Annotated in this window: 19 protein-coding genes; 2 read left to right on the forward strand and 17 right to left on the reverse strand. The window is 64.4% G+C overall.

Translation table 11 applies throughout. The annotated features are described in order from the left end of the window. Positions 1 to 106: 106 nt before the first annotated feature. From carB to M2432_RS22570, 7 genes are all read right to left on the reverse strand, one after another. Entirely contained in the window at positions 107 to 3,451 is a 3,345-nt protein-coding gene (carB, locus tag M2432_RS22540; RefSeq protein ID WP_280829066.1) for a carbamoyl-phosphate synthase large subunit, read from the reverse strand. A 3-nt stretch (positions 3,452 to 3,454) separates the two neighbouring features. Beyond that, positions 3,455 to 4,579 carry a glutamine-hydrolyzing carbamoyl-phosphate synthase small subunit gene (carA, locus tag M2432_RS22545; RefSeq protein ID WP_280829164.1) on the reverse strand — a complete coding sequence of 375 codons (1,125 nt, stop codon included), beginning with the start codon at positions 4,577 to 4,579 and terminating at the stop codon, positions 3,455 to 3,457. An 8-nt stretch (positions 4,580 to 4,587) separates the two neighbouring features. After that, on the reverse strand, positions 4,588 to 5,091 hold the full coding sequence (locus M2432_RS22550) for a transporter (protein WP_280829067.1): 504 nt from the start codon (positions 5,089 to 5,091) through the stop codon (positions 4,588 to 4,590). A 73-nt stretch (positions 5,092 to 5,164) separates the two neighbouring features. Continuing rightward, positions 5,165 to 6,454 (reverse strand): dihydroorotase, encoded by a 1,290-nt coding sequence (locus M2432_RS22555; protein WP_280829165.1) that lies wholly within the window; start codon positions 6,452 to 6,454, stop codon positions 5,165 to 5,167. 8 nt (positions 6,455 to 6,462) lie between these two features. Next, the gene (locus M2432_RS22560; RefSeq protein WP_280829068.1) at positions 6,463 to 7,413 is read right to left on the reverse strand and encodes an aspartate carbamoyltransferase catalytic subunit; all 951 of its coding nucleotides are present in this window, start codon (positions 7,411 to 7,413) and stop codon (positions 6,463 to 6,465) included. Continuing rightward, positions 7,410 to 8,006 (reverse strand): bifunctional pyr operon transcriptional regulator/uracil phosphoribosyltransferase PyrR, encoded by a 597-nt coding sequence (gene pyrR, locus M2432_RS22565; RefSeq protein WP_280829069.1) that lies wholly within the window; start codon positions 8,004 to 8,006, stop codon positions 7,410 to 7,412. Before pyrR ends, M2432_RS22560 begins: the two co-directional genes overlap by 4 nt. 64 nt (positions 8,007 to 8,070) lie before the next feature. Then, a complete protein-coding gene (locus M2432_RS22570; protein ID WP_280829166.1) occupies positions 8,071 to 9,375 on the reverse strand; it encodes an MFS transporter in 1,305 nt (434 codons plus the stop codon). Between the two features lie 97 nt (positions 9,376 to 9,472). Here M2432_RS22570 and M2432_RS22575 point away from each other — a divergent pair, with 97 nt between their 5' ends. Together M2432_RS22575 and M2432_RS22580 are read left to right on the forward strand one after the other, a co-directional pair. Further along, positions 9,473 to 10,690 carry a serine hydrolase domain-containing protein gene (locus tag M2432_RS22575; RefSeq protein WP_280829070.1) on the forward strand — a complete coding sequence of 406 codons (1,218 nt, stop codon included), beginning with the start codon at positions 9,473 to 9,475 and terminating at the stop codon, positions 10,688 to 10,690. A 96-nt stretch (positions 10,691 to 10,786) separates the two neighbouring features. Next, positions 10,787 to 11,104: a type VII secretion target gene (locus M2432_RS22580; protein ID WP_280829071.1), complete on the forward strand. Its 318-nt coding sequence runs from the start codon at positions 10,787 to 10,789 to the stop codon at positions 11,102 to 11,104. A gap of 50 nt (positions 11,105 to 11,154) precedes the next feature. Here the strand turns inward: M2432_RS22580 and M2432_RS22585 are convergent, their stop codons facing one another. The 10 genes from M2432_RS22585 to M2432_RS22630 all read right to left on the reverse strand — a co-directional run bounded on the left by M2432_RS22585 (position 11,155) and on the right by M2432_RS22630 (position 24,574). Beyond that, positions 11,155 to 11,595, reverse strand: coding sequence for a hypothetical protein (locus tag M2432_RS22585; protein ID WP_280829072.1), 441 nt, complete (start codon positions 11,593 to 11,595; stop codon positions 11,155 to 11,157). Positions 11,596 to 11,668: 73 nt separating this feature from the next. Then, positions 11,669 to 13,504: an alpha/beta hydrolase gene (locus tag M2432_RS22590; protein ID WP_280829073.1), complete on the reverse strand. Its 1,836-nt coding sequence runs from the start codon at positions 13,502 to 13,504 to the stop codon at positions 11,669 to 11,671. Between the two features lie 90 nt (positions 13,505 to 13,594). Beyond that, positions 13,595 to 15,265, reverse strand: a complete 1,671-nt coding sequence (locus M2432_RS22595; RefSeq protein ID WP_280829074.1) for a sulfatase-like hydrolase/transferase — start codon at positions 15,263 to 15,265, stop codon at positions 13,595 to 13,597. Between the two features lie 131 nt (positions 15,266 to 15,396). Next, complete coding sequence (locus M2432_RS22600) at positions 15,397 to 18,084, reverse strand: fumarate reductase/succinate dehydrogenase flavoprotein subunit (protein WP_280829075.1); 2,688 nt, start codon at positions 18,082 to 18,084, stop codon at positions 15,397 to 15,399. Next, the gene (locus M2432_RS22605; RefSeq protein WP_280829076.1) at positions 18,081 to 18,824 is read right to left on the reverse strand and encodes an ABC transporter ATP-binding protein; all 744 of its coding nucleotides are present in this window, start codon (positions 18,822 to 18,824) and stop codon (positions 18,081 to 18,083) included. The genes M2432_RS22600 and M2432_RS22605 overlap by 4 nt, the downstream gene beginning before the upstream one ends. Positions 18,825 to 18,852: 28 nt before the next feature. After that, positions 18,853 to 19,725, reverse strand: coding sequence for an ABC transporter permease (locus M2432_RS22610; protein ID WP_280829077.1), 873 nt, complete (start codon positions 19,723 to 19,725; stop codon positions 18,853 to 18,855). Beyond that, the gene (locus M2432_RS22615; protein WP_280829078.1) at positions 19,722 to 21,143 is read right to left on the reverse strand and encodes an ABC transporter substrate-binding protein; all 1,422 of its coding nucleotides are present in this window, start codon (positions 21,141 to 21,143) and stop codon (positions 19,722 to 19,724) included. The genes M2432_RS22610 and M2432_RS22615 overlap by 4 nt, the downstream gene beginning before the upstream one ends. 16 nt (positions 21,144 to 21,159) lie before the next feature. Further along, positions 21,160 to 21,390, reverse strand: coding sequence for a ferredoxin family protein (locus tag M2432_RS22620; protein WP_280829079.1), 231 nt, complete (start codon positions 21,388 to 21,390; stop codon positions 21,160 to 21,162). Beyond that, a complete protein-coding gene (locus tag M2432_RS22625; RefSeq protein WP_280829080.1) occupies positions 21,387 to 22,142 on the reverse strand; it encodes a GntR family transcriptional regulator in 756 nt (251 codons plus the stop codon). Before M2432_RS22625 ends, M2432_RS22620 begins: the two co-directional genes overlap by 4 nt. A gap of 200 nt (positions 22,143 to 22,342) precedes the next feature. Then, on the reverse strand, positions 22,343 to 24,574 hold the full coding sequence (locus M2432_RS22630; RefSeq protein WP_280829081.1) for a molybdopterin-dependent oxidoreductase: 2,232 nt from the start codon (positions 24,572 to 24,574) through the stop codon (positions 22,343 to 22,345). Between the last annotated feature and the right edge of the window lie 121 nt (positions 24,575 to 24,695).

The raw sequence follows: 24,695 nt of genomic DNA on the forward strand, positions 1-24,695 counted from the left end.
TGCTCCTCGCGTGCACCGGAACCTGATTGCTCCTCGCGTGCACCGGAACCTGATTGCTCCTCGCGTGCACCGGAACCTGATTGCTCCTCGCGTGCGCCGAAGCTGGTCACTTGCCGTTACCGAGCTGGCTGTGCAACTCCTGCAGCGATCGCACCCCGATGTCACCGCGGATTCCGGCCTCGATGCCCTGCACGGCCGCAGACGCGCCCTGCACCGTGGTGACGCACGGGATGTTCACCGACACCGCCGCCGACCGAATCTCGTAGCCGTCGATGCGCGGTCCGGAGTTGCCGTACGGAGTGTTGATCACCATGTCGACGTCACCGGCCTTGATGGCATCCACCGCCGACACATCCGGGCGGCCCTCGCCCGGATGCTCAAAGTTCTTGCGCACCACTTCGCACGGAATACCGTTGCGGCGCAACATCTCTGCGGTCCCCTCGGTGGCCAGCACCCGGAAACCCAGATCCGCCAGACGTTTGACCGGGAACACCAGCGAGCGTTTGTCCCGGTTGGCCACGGACACGAACACCGTGCCGCCCGACGGCAGCGATCCGTAGGCCGCAGTCTGGCTCTTGGCGAACGCCGTGCCGAAATCGCTATCGATGCCCATGACCTCACCGGTGGATTTCATCTCCGGTCCGAGGAGCGAATCAACCTGCGTGCCATCGGCTTTGCGGAAGCGATGGAACGGCAGCACAGCTTCCTTGACCGCAATCGGCGCGTTGGGCGAAACGGTGGCACCGTCCCCCTCGGCAACCAGGATGCCTTCGGCGCGCAGCTGGGCGATGCTCTCGCCCAGCATGATGCGGGCGCAGGCCTTCGCCAGCGGGACCGCAGTGGCCTTGGAGACAAACGGCACCGTACGGCTCGCTCTGGGGTTGGCCTCCAGGACGTACAGCACATCGTCCTTGAGTGCGTACTGCACGTTGAGCAGGCCGACCACACCGATGCCGTGGGCGATGGCCTCGGTGGCCTTGCGTACCGCTGCGATATCGGTGCGGCCCAAGGTAACCGGCGGCAGTGCACAGGCCGAGTCGCCGGAGTGGATGCCGGCCTCCTCGATGTGCTCCATCACGCCGCCGATGTACACCTCGGTGCCGTCGCACAGTGCGTCGACATCGATCTCGATGGCGTCTTCCAGGAAGCGGTCGACCAGTACCGGGTGCTCGGGCGAGAGTTCGGTGGCCCGCTCGATGTAGCCCTGCAGGTTCTGCTCGTCGTAGACGATCTCCATGCCGCGGCCGCCCAGCACGTAGGACGGGCGCACCAGAACCGGGTAGCCGATGTCGGCGGCGATCCGGCGGGCCTGCTCGAAACTCGTTGCGGTGCCGAAGCGCGGCGCCGGCAGCCCGGCTGCGCGCAGTACCTCACCGAACTCACCACGGTCCTCGGCCAGATCGATCGCCTTGGGGCTGGTGCCGACGACGGGCACCCCGGCCTTCTCCAGGCGCTCGGCCAGACCCAGCGGGGTCTGGCCGCCGAGCTGGACGATCACCCCGACCACGCCGGGACCGCCGGCCCCGGAGGCCTGTTCGGCGTGGTAGACCTCGAGCACGTCCTCGAAGGTCAGCGGCTCGAAGTACAGCCGGTCGGCGGTGTCGTAGTCGGTGGACACCGTCTCGGGGTTGCAGTTGATCATCACGGTCTCAAAACCGGCCTGGCTCAACGTGGTTGCCGCATGCACGCAGCTGTAGTCGAACTCGATGCCCTGGCCGATCCGGTTCGGCCCGCTGCCCAGGATCAGCACCTTGGGCTTCTCGGTCTGCGGGGCCACCTCGGTCTCGGCCGCGGGATCCAGCTCGTAGCTGCTGTAGTGGTACGGCGTGCGCGCCTCGAACTCGGCGGCGCAGGTGTCGACGGTCTTGTACACCGGTCGGATGCCCAACCGCTCCCGCAGTGCCCGAACCCCGGATTCACCGGCCAATTCCGGTCGCAGCGCGGCGATCTGGCCATCGGACAGACCGTTGTACTTGGCCCGGCGCAGCAGCTTGGCATCGAGCACCGGGGCGTCGACCAGCTCGCCGCGCAGCGCCACCAGGGTGGCAATCTGATCGACGAACCACGGGTCCACGCCGGAGGCCTCGGCGACCTGCTCGACAGTGCCGCCCACACGCAGTGCCTGCTCGATGTCGTACAGCCGGCCGTCGGTGGCGGTGCGCAGCCCCGTGAGCAGCTCCTCGAGCGTCTTGTCCGAGTCGGCCGCGGTCCAGAACCCGGCGCGCTTGGTCTCCAGTGATCGCATCACCTTGCCGAGGGCCTCGATGAAGTTGCGGCCCAACGACATCGCCTCTCCCACCGACTTCATGGTGGTGGTCAGCGTCTGGTCGGCGCCGGGGAACTTCTCGAAGGCGAACCGAGGAGCCTTGACGACGACGTAGTCAAGGGTGGGTTCGAAGCAGGCCGGGGTTTCCTTGGTGATGTCGTTGACGATCTCATCCAGGGTGTAGCCGATGGCCAGCTTGGCGGCGATCTTGGCGATCGGGAAACCCGTTGCCTTGGAAGCCAATGCGCTGGAGCGGGACACCCGGGGGTTCATCTCGATGACGATCAGCCGGCCGTCGGCCGGGTTGACGGCGAACTGGATGTTGCAGCCGCCGGTGTCGACGCCGACCTCGCGCAGGATCGCGATACCCAGGTCGCGCAGCTTCTGGTACTCCCGGTCGGTCAGCGTCATCGCGGGTGCGACTGTCACCGAGTCGCCGGTGTGCACGCCCATCGGGTCGAAGTTCTCGATCGAGCAGACCACAACGACGTTGTCGCGGCCGTCGCGCATCAGCTCGAGCTCGTATTCCTTCCAGCCGTAGATCGATTCCTCGATCAACACGTTCGCTGTCGGCGAGGCGGCCAGGCCGTCGCCGGCCATCCGCTCGACGTCGGCACTGGTGTAGGCCATGCCCGAACCCAGGCCACCCATGGTGAACGAAGGCCGGACCACAACCGGCAGGCCGAGGTCGGCGACGGTGTCGCGCACCTCTTCCATCGTGTGACAGACGCGGCTGCGGGCGGATTCACCGCCCACCTTGGCGACGATGTCCTTGAACTTCTGCCGGTCCTCACCGCGCTGGATGGCTTCGAAGTCGGCGCCGATGAGCTCGACGCCGTACTTCTCCAACACCCCGTTCTCGTGCAGCGCGACAGCTGTGTTCAGTGCGGTCTGCCCGCCCAGGGTGGCCAGCAGCGCATCAATCTTGTTGCCGCGCTGGGCCTGTTGGGCGATGACCTTCTCGACGAAGGCCGCTGTGATGGGCTCGACGTAGGTGTGGTCGGCGTACTCCGGGTCGGTCATGATGGTCGCCGGGTTGGAGTTGACCAGGCTGACTTCCAGGCCCTCGGCGCGCAGCACGCGGCACGCCTGGGTACCCGAGTAGTCGAATTCGCAGGCTTGGCCGATCACGATCGGGCCGGAGCCGATTACCAGGACGTGGTTGAGGTCTGTGCGACGTGGCATTACTTACTTCTCCCCCGCCATGAGATCGGCGAACTTGTCGAACAAGTACTCGGCGTCGTGTGGGCCGGCCGCCGCTTCCGGGTGGTACTGCACCGAGAAGGCGCGCCCGTCGAGCAGCTGTACCCCTTCCACCACACCGTCATTGGCGCAGGTGTGGCTCACCACGGCGCGGCCGAACGGAGTGTCGAACTCTTCTCCGGCTTCACCTTCCAGTGCGAAGCCGTGGTTCTGTGCGGTGATGGCGACGCGGCCGGTGGCGCGCTCCAACACCGGGATGTTGATGCCGCGGTGGCCGAAGGTCATCTTGTAGGTGTCGCGGCCGAAGGCTCGGCCCAAAATCTGGTTGCCGAAGCAGATGCCGAACAACGGAATTCCGGCACTTAGCACCTGCTTGGTGAAATCGACCATGTGGTCGGCGGTGGCCGGGTCGCCCGGGCCGTTGGACAGGAACACGCCGTCCACCTTCAGGTCGGTGATTTCATCGAAGGTCACCGATGCCGGCAGCACATGGCTGCGGATGCCGCGGCGGGCGAAGTTGCGTGGCGTATTGGTCTTGATCCCGAGATCGATTGCCGCGATCGAGAAGCGTTGCTGGCCTTCAGGTTCGACGATGTACCGGTCATCGGTGCTGACCTCGCCGGCTAGGTCGGCGCCCAGCATCGACGGCTGGATGCGCACCCGGTCGACCAGGGTGTCGGTGTCGGCCAAGGCATCTCCGCTGAAAACCCCGGCCTTCATCGAGCCGAAGTTGCGCAGGTGCCGCACGATGGCGCGGGTATCGACACCGGCGACGCCGACGATGCCCTGGCGCACCAGCTCGTCATCCAGGGTTCCGGTGGCGCGCCAGTTCGAGGCCCGCGGCGACGGGTCGCGCACCACGTAGCCGGCGACCCAGATCTTGTCGTCGCGGCTCTCATTGTCCTCGCCGTTCCAGCCGGTGTTGCCGATCTGCGGGGCCGTGGCCACCACGATCTGCCGGTGGTAACTCGGATCGGTCAGGGTCTCCTGGTAGCCAGACATACCGGTGGAGAACACCGCCTCGCCGAGGCTCTGGCCGACGGCACCGAACGGGGTTCCGGTGAATACCCGGCCGTCCTCAAGTACCAGTACCGCGGTCTGATCGCTCATGCTCAGGGTCACTTGCTGTCCTCCTCAACCCATTTGGCCAGTTCGCGACGCTCGTCGCTGCGGAATCCGGTGTCGATTTCGGTGCCCGACGGCAGCCGCCACCGAATCGCCAGAATCCCGTCGTAGGTAAGAACTTTGCCCGCGATGCCCCGCTCGGTGCGGATCGCAGTGATCGATTCGTCAGGAATCCAGATCGGGCTGCCGCCGGTGAGCTGCAGCATGATGCCCTCCGGATAGCGGGTCAGCACAGCCTTGCTGCGAAAACCCAAGGCGCCCACTGCAATCCGGTCCTGCCAGCTCGGCGCGAAGGTGCTGCCGACATACATGCCCTTGGTTGCCGAAACGATTGCCGGGCCGACGGTGTCCGGCAGCGCGGGCAAGAGTCCAATGGAGCCGGCTTGCCGCTGCACCCGGTGCATCCAGCCCTTGAGCATGGCCCGGATGGCCAGCACCATCAGCACCACGATCACCGCGGCCAGCACCAGATACGCGACCAACGTCGGAGTGTTCACGCCTCACACCGCCCAAACGGACAAACGGGCCGCAAAGTGCGGGTAAAACCGGCCATATCGTCGATCTCGGCGCTCATGCGGGGCTCTGTCCGTCCCGCGCAGTCACCTTGCCGCGCAGCATGGTCAGACTCACGGTGGCCGGCAGCTTCATCGACTCGTACGGGGTGTTGTCCGACCGGCTGGCCAGCTGCGTGCCCTGCACTGTCCAGGTGGCAGCGGGGTTCACCACCGTCAGGTTGGCCGGCTCACCGACCGCGAGCGGACGCCCCTGGTCGGGCAGGCCCACAATGGCAGCCGGCGCCTCGCTCATCACCCGCGCTACATCGCGCCACGACAGTAGGCCCGGGTTCACCATGGTCTCGACCACCACCGACAGCGCAGTCTGCAGCCCCAACATGCCGGGGCGGGCCTGGGAGAATTCGCACATCTTCTCGTGCTCGGCGTGCGGGGCGTGATCGGTTGCCACACAGTCGATCACCCCGTCGGCCAGGGCCTGGCGCAGCGCCTGGGCGTCACTGGACTCACGCAGCGGCGGGTTGACCCGATTACGGCCGTCGTAGTCGGCCAGCCGGGAGTCGTCGAGCAGCAGATGGTGCGGCGTGACCTCCGCTGTGATCGAAATACCCTGTGCCTTGGCCCATTTGATCAGCTCGACGGTGCCGGCGGTCGATGCGTGGCAGATGTGGACCCGGGTACCGGCGTCGCGGGCCAGGATCGCGTCGCGCGCGACGATGGATTCCTCGGCCGACCGAGGCCAGCCCGCAAGACCAAGCTTGGCCGCGTTCGGGCCTTCGTGCGCAACGGATCCCACAGTGAGGCGGGGTTCCTCGGCGTGCTGAGCGATCAGCACACCCAATCCGGCGGCGTACTCCAGCGCACGGCGCATTACCAGCGGGTCGTGCACACAGATGCCGTCGTCGGAGAACATCCGAACCTGCCCGACTCCGGCAGCCATCAGGCCCATCTCGGTCAGCTGCTTACCGTCCAGGCCGACCGTGACTGCACCGACCGGGTGCACGTCGACAAGGCCGACCTGCTGCCCGCGGTGCCACACGTGGTCTGTAACCACCACGGTGTCGGCGACCGGATCGGTGTTGGCCATGGCGAACACCGCGGTGTAGCCACCCAATGCGGCTGCCGCCGAACCGGTTTCGATGTCCTCGGCGTACTCCCGGCCGGGCTCGCGCAGATGCGTGTGCAGGTCGACGAACCCGGGCAACAGGACTTGTCCCTTGGCGTCGATCACCTCGGCGCCGGCCGCAGCCAGGCCCGATCCAATTTCAGCGATCTGGCCATCGGCCACCCGCACGTCGACCGGATCACCCTCGCCGTACAGCAGGACACCACGAATCACAAAGCCCACATCAGAACTCATGCGTCGATCACCTCCCTGCCCGCGCCGACCAGCAGATGGAACAGCACCGCCATACGAACATGAACTCCATTCGAAACCTGTTGTAACACTGCCGATTGCGGTGCATCAGCCACCGAATAGGCAATCTCCATGCCGCGCAGCATCGGACCGGGATGCAGCACCACGATGTCTTCGGACAAACCGGCCAGCCGCTTCTCGGAAAGGCCGTAGCGCACCGAATATTCGCGGGCCGACGGGAAGAATGCCCCGTTCATCCGCTCGGCCTGCACCCGCAGCATCAAAACCGCATCGGCGGCAGGCAATTCGGCATCCAGGTCGTGCGAGACCGTCACCGGCCAGTCGGCGACACCGGTCGGCAGCAGCGTCGGCGGCGCCACGAGCACCACCTCGGCGCCCAGGGTGGACAGCAACCAGACGTTGGAACGGGCCACCCGGCTGTGCAGGATATCCCCGACGATCACCACCCGCTTGCCTTCGATGGTCCCGAGCCGTTGGCGAATGGTCAACGCGTCGAGCAGCGCCTGGGTGGGATGCTCGTGGGTGCCGTCGCCGGCGTTGATCACGTTCGGCCCAGCGCCGCCCGACTCCCGCGTCCAGGCCGCAAGTTGTTGTGCCGCACCGGAAGCCGGATGCCGGATGATCAAGGCATCGGCGCCGGCCGCGCGCAGGGTCAGCGCGGTGTCACGCAGCGACTCCCCCTTGGCCACCGACGAGCCGGACGCGCTGACGTTGATCACGTCCGCGCTCATCCACTTACCGGCTACTTCGAACGACACTCGGGTCCGGGTGGAGTTCTCGTAGAACATGGTGATGATGGTGCGGCCGCGCAACGTCGGCAGTTTCTTGACGTCGCGACCGATCAGTGCCTCTCGGAACTTGTCTGCATCATCGAGGATCGCGGTGGCCGCGTCGCGGGATAGGTCGGAGGCTGACAGCAGATGCTTCACCTGGCGGGTCCTCCATGGGACGCGATGGACACGTGATCGTCTCCTCCGTCGTTCTCTGCCAACCGGACCTTCACGTTCTCGGTGCGTGACGTCGGGACGTTCTTACCGACGTAGTCGGCGCGGATTGGCAGTTCGCGGTGGCCACGGTCGACCAGTACCGCCAGTTGGACCATCCGGGGTCGGCCGATGTCACGCAACGCGTCCAATGCCGAGCGCACCGAGCGGCCCGAGTAGAGCACGTCATCGACCAGGATCACCGTCGCGTTGTCGATGCCGCCGGCAGGGATAGAGGTGGCCGCCAGCGCCCGGGGCGGTTTGAAGTTCAGGTCGTCGCGGTACAGCGTGATGTCCAGGGCGCCATGCGGCAGTTCGACGCCGGAGAATTCCTTGACTTTCTCGGCGACGCGGGCGGCCAGCGTGACGCCACGGGTCGGGATGCCGAGCAGGATGACGCGGGGGGCGTCAGCCGCATCGAGTGCGGTCTTTTCGATGATCTGGTGCGCGATGCGCGAGATGGTCCGGCCGACATCTGCGGCGGACAGCAATTCCCGGTCAGGTGTGGTGGGATCCGCTGGACCCGAGGCAGCCACCATGAACCGAACCTCCTTCTCCGCCTCTCGGGACGGATCGTTAAAGGACGTCGAACTGGTGCGTAGCTTAGCAGGCAGGCACAGTGTTGCCGTCGTCACATGCTTTCGTATCGTCGGTCAGCGCGGCACCCCTGGTTTCCGGAAGCAGCAGCGTGCTCACGATGCTGACCAGCACGAACGCTGCAATCATCAGGCCGATCGCCCAACTACCCAGAGCTCCGACCAGTGGCCCGGCAACCAGCGGCGGGATAGCACCGCCGAAGATGCCGGCCAGATTGAAGGCCATCCCGGCGCCCGTATACCGGTAGCGAGTGGCGAATATCTCCGGCAGGAACGCACCGATGGGCCCGTAGGCCAGCCCGAAGATGGCGAAGATGCCCGCGATGGCCGCCGCGAACCCCAGCGCGGACCGCGAGTCGATCAGCGGCATGACCAGGAAGGCCCACGGCAGGGCCAACCCGAAGCCGATCAGGATGACGCGGCGACGGCCGTACCGGTCGCACAGCACCGCCGAGATCGCCGTGAACGCCATCAGCGTCACCCCGGCGAGCACCCCGACGCCCAGGATCAGGCTGCGCGGGTGGTGGACGTGGGTGTTCGCGTAACTCATCAGGTACGTGCCGCCCAGAAAGCTCATGGTGAAAATGCCGACCATGCAGCCCGCGCCGAGCACCACCTGCTTGGTCTGTTCACGGAACAGCTCGGTAAACGGTGCCCGCGGCACCACACCGCGGCGTTGCTCGTCGACGAACACCGGAGTCTCGTCGATACTCAGCCGCACGTACAACGCGACGACCAGCAGCAGCGCGCTGAACAGGAACGGCAACCGCCAGCCCCAGTCCAGGAACACGGCGCTCTTCTCGCCGATGGTCACGTTGGCGATCCAGACCACCAGGTTGCTGACGGCCAGGCCGGCGCCGGCGCCCAGTTGAGTGAACATGCCGTACGTGCCACGCTTTTCGACCGGGGCGTATTCGGCACTGAGCAAAGCCGAGCCGGCCCATTCGCCGCCGACGGCAAACCCCTGCAACAGGCGCAGCGTCAGCAAGATGACGGGAGCGGCGATACCGATGGACGCTGCGCTGGGCACCAGGCCGACGCCGACTGTCGACAGGCCCATGATCAACAGGGTGGCGACCAGAGTCTTCTTGCGGCCCAAGCGATCTCCGAAATGACCGAACACTGCTGCGCCCACCGGGCGGGACAAGAATGCGACCGCGAAGGTGGCCAGCGACGAGATGGTCGCCATCGTCGGGCTGAGGTTCGGGAAGAATACGTGCGGGAAAATCAGCGCTGCGGCGGTGCCATAGATGTAGAAGTCGTAGAACTCGATCGCTGTGCCGATGAAGCTGGCGAACGCCACCTTGTTCATCCCGCTGCTCACTGTCGGCCTTTCTGAACGCCCGCTGAAGGTCTGCTGAGGCAGTATGCCAACGTCGCCCTTAACCGCTGACGCTAACGTGGCACGGGTGAATCTCGATGCGAATACCGAATCGGTCACCGCGGCCATCGACGCAGGTCTGCTTGCCGGGGCCGTCACCCTGGTCTGGCAGGACGGTCAGGTGCTGCAGGTCAACGAACTCGGCCATCGCGATGTGGAGGCCGGTCTGCCGATGCAGCGCGACACCGTCTTCCGGATCGCGTCGATGTCCAAGCCCGTGACGATCGCCGCCGCAATGACGCTGGTGGACGAGGAGAAGCTGGCACTGACCGATCCCATTGCCCAGTGGGTGCCCGAGTTGGCCAACCCGCGGGTGATGACGAGCCTGACCGGGCCGTTGGATCGCACCGTGGCGCTCCGCCGGCCGATCACCATCGATGATCTGATGACGCACCGCAGCGGGTTGGCGTACGGGTTCTCGGTGCCGGCACCGCTTGGTACGGCGTATACCAAGCTGCAGACGTTGCAGGACCCTGACCGTTGGCTGGCCGCGCTGGGCGAACTGCCGCTGGCGCATCAGCCCGGCGAGCAGCTGACCTACAGCCAGTCGACCGATGTGCTGGGCTTCATCCTGGCCCGCATCGAGGGAAAGCCGCTGTCGGATGTGTTGGCAGAGCGCATCTTTGAACCGCTGGGCATGGTGGACACCGGCTTTTCGGTGACGACATCGGGCCGTCGGCGCGCGGCCACCATGTACCGGCTGGTTCCCGGCGACAACGACGATGTCACGCTGCAACACGGTGTCATGGGGCCGCCGCAAGTGGTGCCGCCGAAATTCTGCGCGGGCGGCGGTGGGTTGTGGTCGACGGCCGACGACTATTTGCGGTTTGCCCGAATGTTGTTGGGCAACGGCGAGGTTGACAGAGTACGGGTGCTGTCGGAGGAATCCGCGCAGTTGATGCGCACCGACCAGTTGACCGCCGAGCAGAAGTCGCAGGATTTCCTCGGCGCACCGTTCTGGATCGGTCGTGGGTTCGGGCTGAACCTGTCGGTGGTGACCGACTCGACCAAATCCGCACCGTTCTACGGGCCGGGCGGGGTGGGCACGTTCAGTTGGCCGGGCGCCTTCGGCACGTGGTGGCAGGCCGATCCGCAGGCGAACCTGATCCTGATTTATCTGATTCAGAACGCACCCGAACTCAATGTGGACGCCGCAGCCGCGGTGGCCGGCAACACGTCACTGATCAAATTGCGTTCTGCCCAACCGAAATTCGTGCGCCGGACGTACAAGGGGCTGGGGTTCTAACGCATCTGGATGGCCCCCAGGCTGGTTCAGTTTGTGCAGTTCAACCACCCTCGGCGGCCATACAATTGGGCTAGCAACTTCTTTTCAGGGGGCCCTATGAGCACGTTGATAACGAACTCGGGCGCGATGGATGGCTGGTCGCGGTCTCATGACGACGTCGGGACAGCGGTCAAGGGCGTGGCAGACGAGGCCGATAGGGATCCGAACCTCTTCGACAGCCACGGGGCGATCAGTCAGCCCATTCTCGCTGCCCAGAATGCCACGGATGCAGCCCGAAACGATGCAGTGGGCGCGACCCACACGGCGTCGACCACCATCGCAGAGTTGCTGAGCAAGGCCAGGCAAGCGTACGACGACGGCGAAGCCGCCGCTGCTGACCGCATTCGGGGTACCGCAGCCGGCGGTCCTGGCTAGCGGTAAACCGGGGGTGTTCCCGGCAGCGGACAGCACGTCCGCCGCCCCAGTTAAGTCCCGAAGACGATCGGCTCGGTACTACCCTTTGTCGCCTTTGTTGTGGTGACATCCCGGCACTCGCCGCGAATGTCGAAATTCCGAGTCTCGAAGAAATCGTTTTGCCTGGCGAAGTCGACTACCACATTGTTTTTCTTCAGTACCGAGCCGTGGGAATAAAAATCCGGATCGCCTGACCAACCGTGTTCCTGGAGCACCCTGATCATATTGGCAAGCTCTGCATCAGCTTCGGCGGACGACGCCGCTTTCGGATATCCGACTATGCCTGCGCCACGAAATGGCGGGTCCTCTTGGTCGTTGCAGGATTCGAGCCACACATTCGCCTTCCCATCTACAACGCGCAAGCCCAACAAGCCAACAACTTCACGAGCAGCGTCGATCACTTGGGCCTTCGCCTGATCAGGAGTCAGCGGGTTCGATACTGAATTTGTCATTCCACATTCTGACACTGAGAACATCACCGAGAGGACTACTTGAATGCTCCGAATCGCAGCACGAGGGTACCGACTACGTGTGCTCATGACCACCAGTCCCTCGCCTGGTAAATTCTGGATCGTCAAATAGCGGCAGGTCCGGAATCTGCACGCCAACTTTGGACAACGCGTCCCCAAGCGCGCCCAAACCCGGATGCCGATGCGCGGCAGTCATTTGATCATGTTCGAGAGCATCACCGTGTCCAGAAGCAATATCAGACATACTGAACAAGGATTCACTGCCTGGCTGGTAATAGTGACTGTGGTCCTCCCAGAACTTGGCATTGAACCCTGGGACCTCCGCCTTAAACCGCGTCGAGCCAAAACCGTCCATAGCCGGGTCATTCCCGAGCGACACCTGGTTTCCGGTCAAACCCATGCCAGGGAGTAGGCCTTGCGGGATTTTGCTGAATTGTGGCACAGGGTCACTTGAAGCGTCGCCGACGTATACATGACCTCCATCGAGATGAAAATCTGCGGCAGTCCTAGCCAGATCAGTACCCGGACAACCAAGCAGGACAACGTCATTGGCGTGCATATTGTAACCTGCCGCCGCATCGGACACCGTTGTTGATCCATATGAATGCCCAACGACTGTTAAATGCGAAGGCCCGTCATGAATTGCACTCAACGCATTGACATCCTGCGCCAACAACGAGGCGCCCCGGTGGGCGAGCGCAGTTTGTCCGACCTCGGGGTCGAGCATGCTATCCGGCGCTTGATAGCCCATCCATGCAATCACAGCAGTGTGATTGTCGTAGTCGGCCTTGTTCGCCTCGTTAAAGAGATGTGAAGCGTCGGCCGAATCCAACCAGCCTTTTGCCACACTATTTCCAGTTCCTGGAACTACTACCGTCGTATTGGCCGCCTTGTCCGGGTCACCCATGGCAATGGCTGCGCGTCCCCGCCCATCGAACTTGTCAGGTTCGTAGATCTGCAGGTAACTGGGTGCATTCGTCCGCTTCGCGGTAACGTCCAACCCCTTCTGCACCTGGCTGGCGTTGTTGTATCTCGTGACATCATTTGGCGACAAGCCATAGTTTTCCGGCTGGGCGGTGACTTGATCTGCGCACACATGGTGCTCCCGCGCCGCGTTGTTCACCCTGTCAAGATCCTGTTGCAGCACAGCACGATTCGCGGCGTCACGCCCTACCGGTGGTTCGCCTGATCCCACAGTCGGAACCCCGTTGAGGCCGCCGATCTTGTCGGAGTGGTCTTTGACAAGTTGCTGCTGTTGCGCGGGTGTTAGCGAGTCCCACCACTTCTTGCCGTCCTTGGGGTCCTTGCTCTCCGGAATCTGCGGCTCGGGGTCCGGCGGCTTCGGAATGGGCCCGTCCTTGTCTCCCGGCCCATGCTTCGGTGGTCCGAATTTCTGAGTGTTACCGAGCGCGGCATATTCAGCAGTGATGCCGTTGAACCGCTGCCCGCCCTCGGCTTGGACCTTGGTGGTCTTGAGCATGGTGTCCTGAATTTCCCCCACACCGCTACTGACCAACTTCATCATCAGCGTGCGGTCACCAAGTTTGGTCTCATCGAGCCTGGCTGCGGCCGCCATGAACTTCAACCTGGTGGTATCCAAGCTCCGCCGTCCCGCCATGACCACGGCAGCTGACTTGTCGATCTCAGCGGTATACCGGTTATCCAGGTCAGCAAGCTTGCCGAACACCTCGGCGTGATCCTTGTTGACCCTGGCGTATGCCTCCGACGCGGCGCCCTGCCAACGATCATCGGGAGCCGCTGCCGTGACGGAATCCCGCAATTGCCGAAACTGTGCGCTCTTGTCGAAACGCTCTCCGCCCTGCGGAGTGCCCCGCCCGTATGTCTCGTAGGCCTGTTTCCAGACCGCGTCAAACGCGTCCTTGAGACTCACTACAGCCCCCGCCCCCACAGCTGACAATCAACCTTAAGTATCCCGCAGGTTCACCAGCGTTCAGGACAGAACTTTGGTTTGGAGTCCGCCTCAACCCGCCCGGGCCACCGTCAGCTTCTGCATGTCCGCGAGCCCCTGTTCCTGGGCGTCTCGCAAGAACGCCGGCAGTGGCGCCCGCAACTCCGGCAGTACCTGGTGGTCCAATAGCCCTTGCAGCGCGGCCTGTTTCGCGCTTCGTCCGGCCAGATTCTCCAATTCATGCGCACCGGAAGGTGTTTCGTAGTCGTACAGCTCGTAATTGATGGGTCGGGCGGTGTCGATGTCCATGCCACCGCGTTTCCAGTACGAGTACATGCCGAACTTGGCGTCCGGGGTCCGTACCGCGACGATGTGGCTGGGCGCCGATGTCGGAATCTCCGTCGACGCTGGACCACCACCGAAAATCTTCTGCACCACAGGCGATTTCATCAGTGTTGCCATCTCCTCGACCGACATATCGTCGGTTGCGTGCGCAATCCAGGGTCGACCAGCGGCTGCGGGGTTGGCAGCGATCGCCGCAATGTCGCCGCGGGCCTGAAGGTAGGTAAACCGTCCTTCGGTGCGCCAGCCGTTGCCACCCGTAGCGATGGCCAACAGCAGCGGCGCGATGTCCGCGCTGGAGGTCAGCTGCTGGCGCGCCGCACCCGGTTTCGGCGTCAACCGGCCTGACGGGTCGTGGATGTACAACGGCACGCGGATGGACTCTTCGTAAATGGCCGCGCCCTTGCCGCGCAGGCCATGCGACCCGGCGTATTCGCCGTGGTCTGAGGTGAATACGACGATGGTGTCGCGTTCGACATCCGGGCGCGACGCCAGAGTGGTCAGGACGCGACCGATCTGCGCGTCGACCTGTTGCTGCAGCCACAGATACATGTCCAGACACCGCGCCCACTGCACCGCCATGTCCGGACCGGAGTAGGGCACCGCGCCGGTCATCAGCGGCGACATGAAGTTCATGTAGTCGATCTGCAACTGCGGTTTGCCATGCCGGCGCATGTCCTCAGGCGTCTCGAAATTGACCGGTGTCGTCAAGAACTGATGCGGAACATTATCCGGCAGTGGGTTTTTGGGCCACCAACAAATGTCGTGTGGGTTGACCAGCGACACCGTCACGCACCACGGCCCAGTGCCGGAGTGTTCGGCGAACCAGCCGTCGAATTGGTCGACGATGGTGTGGTCGACCTCGAGCCCCTGGTTTGGCGCGCCGTTGGGTGACGGATAGGTGCCACCTGAAAATCCATGTGCGTCAAGGCCATCCGGCGTGGTATCGGCAAGGTGACCGAGGTGCCATTTGCCCCACCACCAGGTCTGGTAGCCCTGCTCGCGCAGCATTGTGCCCCAGGTGGGAAAGCGTGGCGCCAAGGTCGATTCTGTAGGCCCCTCACCGGTGTAGAGGCAGCCGGTCTGGTGCGAATACAAGCCGGTGGTCAGCACACCCCGCGACGGCACACACATGTTGGACGCGGTGTAGTGCGCGTCGAATGACACGCTGCGCTGCCGCAGCTGGTCCAAGTTGGGCAGCAGTTCGCCCAATTGCTTGGCATCGGGAAACCACTGGGGGCTGCGCATCTGGTCGACGATGATCACCAAGATGTTCGGTTTAGCTGCGCCGTGCCGGTCCCCCAACCTGCTCAGCAGCTGATATCCGCCGAAACCCGCGGCTGCCGCGCCTGCGGCAACCGCACTGCCTTTGAGAACCGCGCGCCGGTCGATGTCCGCCATGACCCCACACTAGGAGCTCATGCTGGGAATCGGGCCGATTAGGCCCTTCGCCCAGCTCAACAGGACCACCGAAACGACGTCGATGGTGTGGATTTCACCGATTTCGCGCCATCAACCGTAGTTTCGACCACTCAGGGGACGGCCAGCGCGTGCCGCGCGTACGCCCGAACGTCGGCGTCGCCGTCGTTCAAGGCAAGATCCAGCGCCTGACGTGCGGCTTCCTCAGATGAGGCCCACCGGGTCAGACTCAGCACCGCTGCCTTACGTACGTCGAGGTGCGGGTCGCTGAGGGCTTGTGCCAACGGCTCCACCGCCACCGACGCCGAGGCACCGGACAACGCCCGGACCGCCCCCTGACGTAGCTGCCACGCCGACTCCCGCAGTGCGCGTTGGACTTCCGGTACATCGTCCACCGCACATCCGACAGCGGCCAGTGCCGCCAAGGCTGCGGCCCGCACCAGCGGGTCCCGGTCAGAGAGCAGACGACGCACGGTGGCCGCGCCGGCCCGTAAGGTGGCCAGGCCATTGCTGGCTGCGATCCGCACCTCGCGGTTATCATCGGCAGCGGCTGCCGCAACCCCGTCCACATCGTCGACAGATACCAGGGCCCGTACTGCCTCGATACGCACCCGGTGGTCCGAATCATCCAGTGCTGCACGATAAGCCGCCGCCGATCCCACCCGCCGCGCACTCAGCACATACAGCGTCGCGGCCCGCACCACCGGATCGGGCGAATCCACCAACGGGGCAGCAAGAACAGGCTCGGGCAGCACCTCAACCAGCTCCCGCAACGCGTTTGCCGCCTCCGAACGCACCGCGCTGTCCTCGTCCCCCAGGGCCGAAACCAGCGGTGGCTGATAGCCCTCGGGCAGGTTTTCCACCAAAGAGGCCACTGCGGCACGGCGCACGCCGGCGTCCGTGTCGATCAGGAATCCTGCCAGATCCTCCAGCGTGGGCTCCTCCAGTGCCACCACGGCAGCGATGCGCGGTGACGGCGGAGTGGTCGGCTCGGCCGAACGCAGCCGCGAGCCCGCAGTCGTGGGGGCCTTACCGCCGATCAGATCGGGCTGATGCAGGTGCTGCACGGCGTGATCCGATGGCAGATGGTCCAGATCCGGCACCGGCACGAAATACGGTGCGACGGGCCGCTTCAAGAACTGCATCTCACCATCGGCACCCTTGCGCAGGTTCAGGTGGTAACGCCACTGTTCATCGTCACGCACAGGCATGTCGGCGCGTTCGTGATACAAACCCCACCGCGACTCGGTGCGAGTCAACGACGACCGGGCAGCCATCTCGGCACAGTCCCTGATGAACGACACCTCGACAGTCCGCATCAGCTCGTGCGGTGTGCGGGCACCCATCTGCTCGATTTCCTCGGCCATCCGCTCGAAAGTCCGCACCGCGATGGACAACTTGCTGGCTGTCTTAGGCGGAGCCACATAGTCATTCACGAACCGACGCAGCTTGTATTCGACCTGAGGCTGCGGCGCTCCGTCCGGGTGCCGCAGCGGCCGGTAGATCAGCTCGTGCGCGTCCCGCAGTTGATCTGCCGGCAATTCAATAGGAGCCGCAACGGATTCCAGCGTGGACGCCGCATGCTCACCGGCCAAATCGCCGTAGACGAACGCACCAATCATGTAGTTGTGCGGGACGCAGGCCATGTCACCGGCGGCATACAACCCGGGCACCGTGGTTCGAGCGTGCTCGTCGACCCACACGCCGGACGCGGAATGTCCACTGCACAAACCGATCTCGGAGATGTGCATCTCGATGTCGTGCGTGCGGTAGTCGTGACCACGATTTGCGTGGAAGGTGCCGCGGGTCGGTCGCTCGGTGGTGTGCAGGATGCCTTCGATCGCGGTCAGCGTCTCGTCCGGCAGGTGGCTGAGCTTCAGATAGATCGGACCGCGGGCCGACACGATCTCGCTTTTGACTTCGGCCATCATCTGCCCCGACCAGTAGTCCGAGTCGACGAACCGCTCCCCCAGCGCGTTGACCTGGTATCCGCCAAAGGGATTGGCGACGTACGCGCACGCCGGACCGTTGTAGTCCTTGATCAGTGGGTTCACCTGGAAGCATTCGATGCCGGACAGTTCCGCGCCGGCGTGATACGCCATCGAGTATCCGTCACCGGCGTTGCACGGGTTCTCGTAGGTGCCGTAGAGATAGCCCGACGCGGGCAGACCCAGCCGTCCGCTGGCCCCGGTGGCCAGGATCACGGCTTTGGCCGCCACCGTCACGAATTCCCCAGTGCGCGTGTTGAATGCGGCTGCCCCTACTGCCCTGCCATTATCGGTGAGTACGCGCACCGGCATCAACCGGTTCTCGATGCGGATCTTCTCGCGCATCGACCGCTGCCGCAGCACGCGGTACAGCGCCTTCTTGACGTCCTTGCCCTCCGGCATGGGCAGCACGTATGAACCAGAGCGGTGCACCCGACGCACCGCATACTCGCCGTGCTCGTCCTTCTCGAACTTGACCCCGTACCGCTCCAGGCGCTGCACCATGGCAAATCCGCGGGTGGCGGTCTGATAAATGTTGCGCTGGTTGACGATTCCGTCGTTGGCTCGGGTGATCTCCGCGACGTAGTCCTCCGGAGTGGCCTTGCCCGGAACGACGGCGTTGTTCACGCCGTCCATACCCATAGCCAACGCACCGGAATGCCGAACGTGCGCCTTCTCCAACAACAGCACCTGTGCACCGTTCTCTGCGGCGGTCAACGCCGCCATGGTGCCCGCGGTGCCACCACCGATGACAAGAACGTCACAGTCCAGGCGGATGGCATCGGCGATGTCAGGTATCTGCACAGTGCTCATTGGTGAAGTGCTCCAAGGATTTCGGCCCGCAGGTCGGTGCGGGAGACATCAGGGTCACGGGGATTCGGAACGTCCAGCAGGGCTCGTAGCGGTTGTCCGGCACGCCCTAGAACGGCTACCCGGTCCCCCAACGTCAGCGCTTCGTCGACATCGTGAGTAACGAACACGACTGTCGTCGGGTGGGCCTGCCAGGTCTGAATCAGCAAGTGCTGCATTGCGGCTCGAGTCTTGGCATCAAGTGCGGCGAAGGGCTCGTCCATCATCACCGCTCGCGGTGCGCCGGCCAGCCCCCGGGCTAACTGCACCCTTTGTCGCATACCGCCGGACAGGTTCTTCGGTAGGAAGTCGGCGAAACCATTCAAGCCGACCTCGTCGATCCAGCGGTCGGCCCGCTCTCGGCGCCCGGTCTTCGGTTCACCCCGCAGCTTGAGTGCCAGTTCGATGTTGGACCGCACAGTGCGCCACGGCAACAGTGCACTGTCCTGGAACACCATGCCCCGATCGCGTGAGGTGGTGGTGACCCGCGACCCATCTGCCAGCACCTTCCCGTAATCTGGTTTGAGCAGCCCGGCCAGCGCACGTAGCACCGTGGACTTGCCGCAACCGGACGGCCCGGTCAGTACCAGAATCTCTCCGGGCTGCACGGTCAGGCTGAGCCCGTCGACCACCGGGACTCCGGTGTAGGACAACCGAACTCGGTCGAGCTCCAGTTGCAATCCAGCTGTCAGGGTGGTCGTCATCGGCGCACTCTCCTCTTCGCGCAAGCGCTCATCGGGCGTTCTCCTCACCGCGCGGCAGCCATCGAGTGAGCCGGCGGCCGATCAGTTCCACCGCCGCCGAGGTTCCGAATCCCAGCGCACCGATGGTGATGATGCCGACGAAGACGCTCGGATAGTCCAGCACTGTGTAGGCCTGCCAGGTGCGATAGCCAACGCCAAGCCTGCCGGAGATCATCTCGGCCGACACCACACAGATCCAGGCCACACCCATACCGACCGACAACCCACCGAACAGTCCCGGCAGCACACCTGGAAAGACGACTTGCCGCAGCACATCCCAGCGGCCGCCACCGAGGGTACGCACCGAGTCCTCCCACAGTGTCGGCAGTGCGCGCACAGCGTGCCGGGTGCTCACCATGATCGGGAAGAACGCCGCCAGGAAGGTGATGAACACGATCCCGGCCTCGTCAGTCGGAAACAGCAGGATAGCTACCGGGACCAGCGCGATCGCGGGAATGGGCCGGGCCAGTTCAGTCAAGGGGCCGACGATGTCGGCGAACAACCGTGATCGCCCCAGCGCGATCCCCACAGCCGCACCGACTACGGCCGCCAGCCCGAAGCCGCTGACGATCCGCACCACCGACTGCGTAAGGTCAAGCCAGTACTGCGAAGTACCCACGCGTTCAACGAACTTCGCGCCGATCTGGGTGACTGTTGGCAAGGTGTCAAAACGCAGCCACAAGCGCACATGCCCGGCGGTCAGTACCTGCCAGATACCTACGGCGGCGAGGACCGATGTGGCCTGGATGGCGCGGCTGCGCCATCTTGGTGCGAGCCGGCGCAGAGTATCGGCAGGTGCAGTCGCGTTCACCGGTGCCGGAATGACGACGCAGACGTCGCCCGGGTGACTGACGGCGGTCATGCCACACCCGCCAGCGCCTGTTGATAGCTGACCTCGGTCGCACCCGGATGTGTCGCGACGTAACCTTTTGCGCCCGCCGGGGTGTCGAAGGGGACGAACTCGCTGCCCTGCTGCACCCATACCGATTTGTCTGCCAGCCAACGGGTTCCGAGCTGGGCGTCGGGAACGTATGCGGCCCGAACCTTGGCACCCTTGGCGTTGGCCGCGCGAATTGCCCTGAGCAGGCATGTCGGATTGGCCGCCGGCTGAGTGGTGCTCGCGCCGTCCAGCCACAGTTCACTGGCCAGGGCCGCGTTGTCGATCGGCGCGTTGCACACCGGGTCGGTGCCGCCCAGCGCCGACGGATTGGATACCCGGGCCAACTCCGCGTTGTAATCGCGACTCCGGGTGCCGTAGGCGGTCCGCAGTGGCCCGTCCTGGACAAAGCCGGCGACGTCCAAATCAGCGAAGTCGCCGATCGACTTCAGATATGGCACATCGCTTTTCAGCGCATTGACCAGGGAAGGCTTGAGCGTCGGATCAAACGACGTGCCGCCCGGACCGTTGTACAGGTAAACCACTTCCTGCGGCAGCCCACTGTTGTCTGCGACGATGCGGGCGGCCTCGAGTGGCTTCTGGTTCAGAAAATCAGTGGCATCCAACTGAGCCTGCAGGAAGGCGTCCAGGACTTCCGGATGGGCCGCTACATAGGCCCGCCGGGCCACCACGCCGTGCAGTGTCGGGTAATCGAGGTCGGCGCCGTCATAAAGCAGCTTAGCCTTGTTCTGGAAAACCAGCAGCCCCGGCCAGGCCACGAACTGCGAAAGTGCCTTCACCTGATCGGATTCCAGTGCCGATGCGCCGATCTGTGGCTGCTGATTGAGCACCTCGACACCGGTCTTGGGGTCGAGGCCGGCCTTTGACAGCGCGCGGACCAGGGTGCCGTGTCCGGCCGAACCGACGCTGGCCGACACCTTTTGCCCGGTCAGATCGGTAAGTGTCTGGGCTGACGAATTCGGTGCCACCACAACCATGTTCAGCGCGCCCTTGGGATTGTAGCCCGTGACCGAGACCAGTTCGGTCTTGGCGCGTTCGTTGGCCTGCGTCTTGGATCCGTTGATCAGCAGCGGGTAATCACCCATGGAGCCGATGTCGATCTTCTCGGCGACCATCTGGGCGGTGATCGGCGCTCCGGTGTCGTAGTCCTGCCACTCGACGTGGTACTTGGTGCCGGTCTTGGCAGTGATGTCGCCGAGTCGGTGTTCGAGATATCCCTGTGCGCGCAGCAAGGTTCCGGCGGTGACGGTGTTGATGGTCTTGGACTGGTAACCCACAACTACGTTGACGACGTCGGCGTTGTCGGATGTCGACTCCAGCGAGCACCCACTGGCGGCTACGACGAGTGTTGCGGCCAAGGCGAAGAACCGGGTGGATTTCATGGTCTTCCTATCGGAGCTATCGGATGAGGTATGGCATGTTGACGGAGACGGCGCCCGTGGGACAGCGCGCCGCACACGGGCCGCAGTACCAGCACTCATCGACGTGCATGTACGCCTTGCCGTCGTCCGGATTGATCGCCAAAGAGTCGAGCGGGCAGATGTCGACACACAACGTGCAGCCTTCGATACAGAGCGACTCGTCGATGGTGACGGGCACATCGGCGCGTTGGTTGTTGACCAGCGTCATGATTCACTCCTCATCAGGTTGCCGCGCATGGTGATTCGGTCACCTCGCAGTCGGATGTATTCGAGGTCGACGGGACGCCCGTCGTCGAGTGTGGTGAGCCGCTCCAGCATCAGGATGGCCCCGCCGCTGGGGATATCCAGCGTGACGGCTGTGTGGGGATCGGCTGAAACCGCCTCCAGCGCAATGGTTGCCGATCCGAGCCGCCGACCGGTGACCTGTTCGATAAGTGCGAACACGTCGTTGGTCTCCAACGAGCGTTCGAGCACGGGCGCGCCGATGTCTGGTACCAGGTAGGTCAGGTCCAGGCTGAGCGGGAGGTCGCCGAGAAAACGCAGTCGTTCGATGAAGACCACTGGCTCGCCGGGGTTCAGCTGTAACCGACGGGCCACCGCCGGCGGAGCGGACAGCTGCATCGCAGCGCGCACCTCGTTGCGGACCTCGCCGTGCTCCTTGAAGGTCTCCTTGAGACCGACCAGCGCATCGAGACCGTGGTCGTATTTGCGTTGCGCAACGTGGGTTCCCACCCGGGGGCCGCGGTCGATCAGGCCCTCGGCCTTGAGGATCGTGAGCGCCTCACGAATAGTGTTGCGGGACACAGAGAATTCGGCGCACATCTCCTGCTCGGTCGGCAGGGCGTCGCCGTATCCATCTTCACGGATCTGCTGACGCAGCACATCGGCGACTTGGCGGGCCCGGTCGGCACGGGCACGCCGCAGCGGCACTGGGGCGGAGGCAGGCTGTGACACGCACATCACGTTAAGGCCGATCGGTACCCGTCGGCAGTACGGTGAAATCGCTTCGGCGACAGGTTAACTGATTACGCCGCTCAGATACCGCCCGTACCTGCTCAAACCTATCGCGTTTCCGGCATTACGCCACCTGCTCCGCACAAAGAATTTACGAATCGCGATGATCTGAAATCGAACGAACACCCGCATACTGGTGCGCGCGCTCAACTACCTGCAGCGCTCACTATCACCGGGATGCCGTTCAACGCGCCATTCCCGGACGGCTCGTCGATGAAGTCCGGCAGCGACAAGATGTTCGTGTTGACTCCGGGTGACGCGTTGGCGACACCGAGCCGGGTACCGGGCTTGCCGTGGCCCCAGCCGTGCGGCATCGACACCACGCCGGGCTTGATCGCATCGGTCACCTCGACGGGCACCACGATCTTCCCGCCGGCGGACGCCACTTCGGCGCTGTCGCCGTCGGCGATACCGCGCTGCACGGCGTCCCGGCTGTGCATCAGCAAGGTGCACCGGTCGCGGCCCTTCATCAGCGCGCCGACGTTGTGCAGCCAGGAGTTGTTGGACCGCAGATGCCTTCGGCTGACCAGCACCAGCTCATCGGGCGGGCGGTTCAGCCGCTCAGCCAGCCGGGGCAGGTCGTCGAGCAGATACTGCGGCGCCAGCCGGATTTTCTTGTCGGCGGTGCCGAGCACCTCGGGCACCCGCGGCACCATCGGGCCGAAGTTGATGCCGTCCGGGTGGGTCTTGAGCTTGTCCAGCGTCAGGCCGTCGGGGTTCTCGCCGTAGCGGTCACCGAAAAGGCCGGTCCGAAGGGTCAGGTCGAGCATGCGTTCCGGGCCGCCGTGCTCGTAGTGCTTGCGAATCTCCGCGCCGTCCAGCCCCTGGGTGAAGCACAGGTAATCGAACCAGCCGTCGTCGAGCGCGGCGATGTCGACGTCTTCTGCCGGGGTGCCGGTACACAGCCCGGTCAGCCGGATCAGGATTTCCCATTCCTCTGGTGCGTCCGGATCCTCGCGATGAAACACCGGCGGCGAGTACCGGGCGAAGCTGTTGACCGCAGCGCCCAGCAGCAAATCGGCAGAATGTGGCTGCTCGAGCGCCGAGGCTCCGGGCAGGATGACATCGGCGTGTCGGGTGGTTTCGTTCAGCCACAGATCCACCGAGATCATTGCGTCCAGCTGCGGCAGCGCCTCGTCGAGCCTGTCGCCGCCCGGCGTGGACAGCACAGGGTTGCCGGCCACCGTGATCAGCGCCTTGAGCTGCCCTTCGCCGGGGGTGACGATCTCCTCCAGCATGCACGACACCGGCACCTGGCCCAGCACCTCTTTGGCTCCGCGCACCCGGGTCCGGTAGCGGCCGAACACCGGCGCGCCGTCCTCAAGCCCCGGGATGGTCTGGCTGGTGACGGTCCACGCCGTCGGGCTGGCGAACATCGCGCCGCCGGGGGTGTCGAAGTGGGCTGTGACGATGTTGACGACGTCGACCAACCAGCTGGCCAGGCTGCCGAACTCCTGGTTGCAGGTACCGATCCGGCCGTAGACCACCGCTCGCGGCGTAGTGGCCAGTTCACGGGCCAGAGCACGGATCCGTTCAGCATCGATACCCGTTGCAGCAGAGACCCTTTCGGGTGACCAGTCGGCTGCCACCTGCTGCAGGGTGGCAACGCCGTCAAGATGGCGTTCCAGCTCGCCCAGGTTCACCAGGCCCTCGTCGAACACGGTGTGCACGATGCCCAGCAGCAGCGCCGCATCAGTACCCGGGGTGATCGGCAGCCACTCGTCGGCCTTGGCGGCGGTGGCGGTGCGTACCGGGTCTATGACAATCACCTTGCCACGCTTACGAATTCCGGCGATGATGCCCATCACGTCGGGGGCGGCCAGCAACGAACCCTGTGAGGCCGCGGGGTTCGCACCCATCACCACCAACAGGTCGGTGCGCTGAATGTCCGGTGTCGGGAAGGCCCACCAACTGCCGTACATCAGGTGCGACGACAGGTTCTTCGGCCACTGGTCGATGGTGCCCGGCGAATACGTGATCGGCATACCGGACAGACCGAGTAGGATCGCCGCGTACCGTGACAGCGAAAACGAGTGCGCCAGTGGGTTTCCCGTGTAGGCCGCCACCGCGCCGATGCCGTACTTCTCGATGACCGGGGCAAGCAGTTCGGTGCAGCGCCGGAACGCGGTGTCCCAGTCCACATCGTGCCACTGGCCGTCGACCTTGATCATCGGCCGGCGAATCCGGTCGGGATCGGAGTGCACCGCAGCCAGCGACGCACCCTTCGGGCAGATGTGACCCGCACTCCACTGGTCGGACTTGTTCGGTCGGACACTGGCGACCGCGCCGTCCTGCACACGAATCTCCAAGCCGCACATGGCTTCGCACAGCGGACACGCGTGCAGATGCAAACCGTCCTCACCGACGGCAGCAATCATTCTCGGCTCTGTACCCATCAGCGGCCTCCGGATGTCATGTACGGGTAGCGATACACCGTAACGACATTGTGGCCCCAAAAAGTATCGAACTGTCCCGATGATCGGGACAGTTCGATACAGA

This window comes from Mycobacterium sp. OTB74, assembly GCF_029892685.1.
GTDB lineage: Bacteria > Actinomycetota > Actinomycetes > Mycobacteriales > Mycobacteriaceae > Mycobacterium.

What these genes read in the sequence shown, in the direction of transcription:
- M2432_RS22625 (WP_280829080.1), bottom strand. Translation starts at nt 22,142, where the DNA reads ATGTGCGTGTCACAGCCTGCCTCCGCCCCAGTGCCGCTGCGGCGTGCC.
- M2432_RS22600 (WP_280829075.1), bottom strand. Translation starts at nt 18,084, where the DNA reads ATGAGCACTGTGCAGATACCTGACATCGCCGATGCCATCCGCCTGGAC.
- carA (WP_280829164.1), bottom strand. Translation starts at nt 4,579, where the DNA reads ATGAGCGATCAGACCGCGGTACTGGTACTTGAGGACGGCCGGGTATTC.
- M2432_RS22620 (WP_280829079.1), bottom strand. Translation starts at nt 21,390, where the DNA reads ATGACGCTGGTCAACAACCAACGCGCCGATGTGCCCGTCACCATCGAC.
- M2432_RS22595 (WP_280829074.1), bottom strand. Translation starts at nt 15,265, where the DNA reads ATGGCGGACATCGACCGGCGCGCGGTTCTCAAAGGCAGTGCGGTTGCC.
- M2432_RS22580 (WP_280829071.1), top strand. Translation starts at nt 10,787, where the DNA reads ATGAGCACGTTGATAACGAACTCGGGCGCGATGGATGGCTGGTCGCGG.
- M2432_RS22605 (WP_280829076.1), bottom strand. Translation starts at nt 18,824, where the DNA reads ATGACGACCACCCTGACAGCTGGATTGCAACTGGAGCTCGACCGAGTT.
- carB (WP_280829066.1), bottom strand. Translation starts at nt 3,451, where the DNA reads ATGCCACGTCGCACAGACCTCAACCACGTCCTGGTAATCGGCTCCGGC.
- M2432_RS22585 (WP_280829072.1), bottom strand. Translation starts at nt 11,595, where the DNA reads ATGACAAATTCAGTATCGAACCCGCTGACTCCTGATCAGGCGAAGGCC.
- M2432_RS22570 (WP_280829166.1), bottom strand. Translation starts at nt 9,375, where the DNA reads ATGAACAAGGTGGCGTTCGCCAGCTTCATCGGCACAGCGATCGAGTTC.
- pyrR (WP_280829069.1), bottom strand. Translation starts at nt 8,006, where the DNA reads ATGGTGGCTGCCTCGGGTCCAGCGGATCCCACCACACCTGACCGGGAA.
- M2432_RS22610 (WP_280829077.1), bottom strand. Translation starts at nt 19,725, where the DNA reads ATGACCGCCGTCAGTCACCCGGGCGACGTCTGCGTCGTCATTCCGGCA.
- M2432_RS22630 (WP_280829081.1), bottom strand. Translation starts at nt 24,574, where the DNA reads ATGATTGCTGCCGTCGGTGAGGACGGTTTGCATCTGCACGCGTGTCCG.
- M2432_RS22615 (WP_280829078.1), bottom strand. Translation starts at nt 21,143, where the DNA reads ATGAAATCCACCCGGTTCTTCGCCTTGGCCGCAACACTCGTCGTAGCC.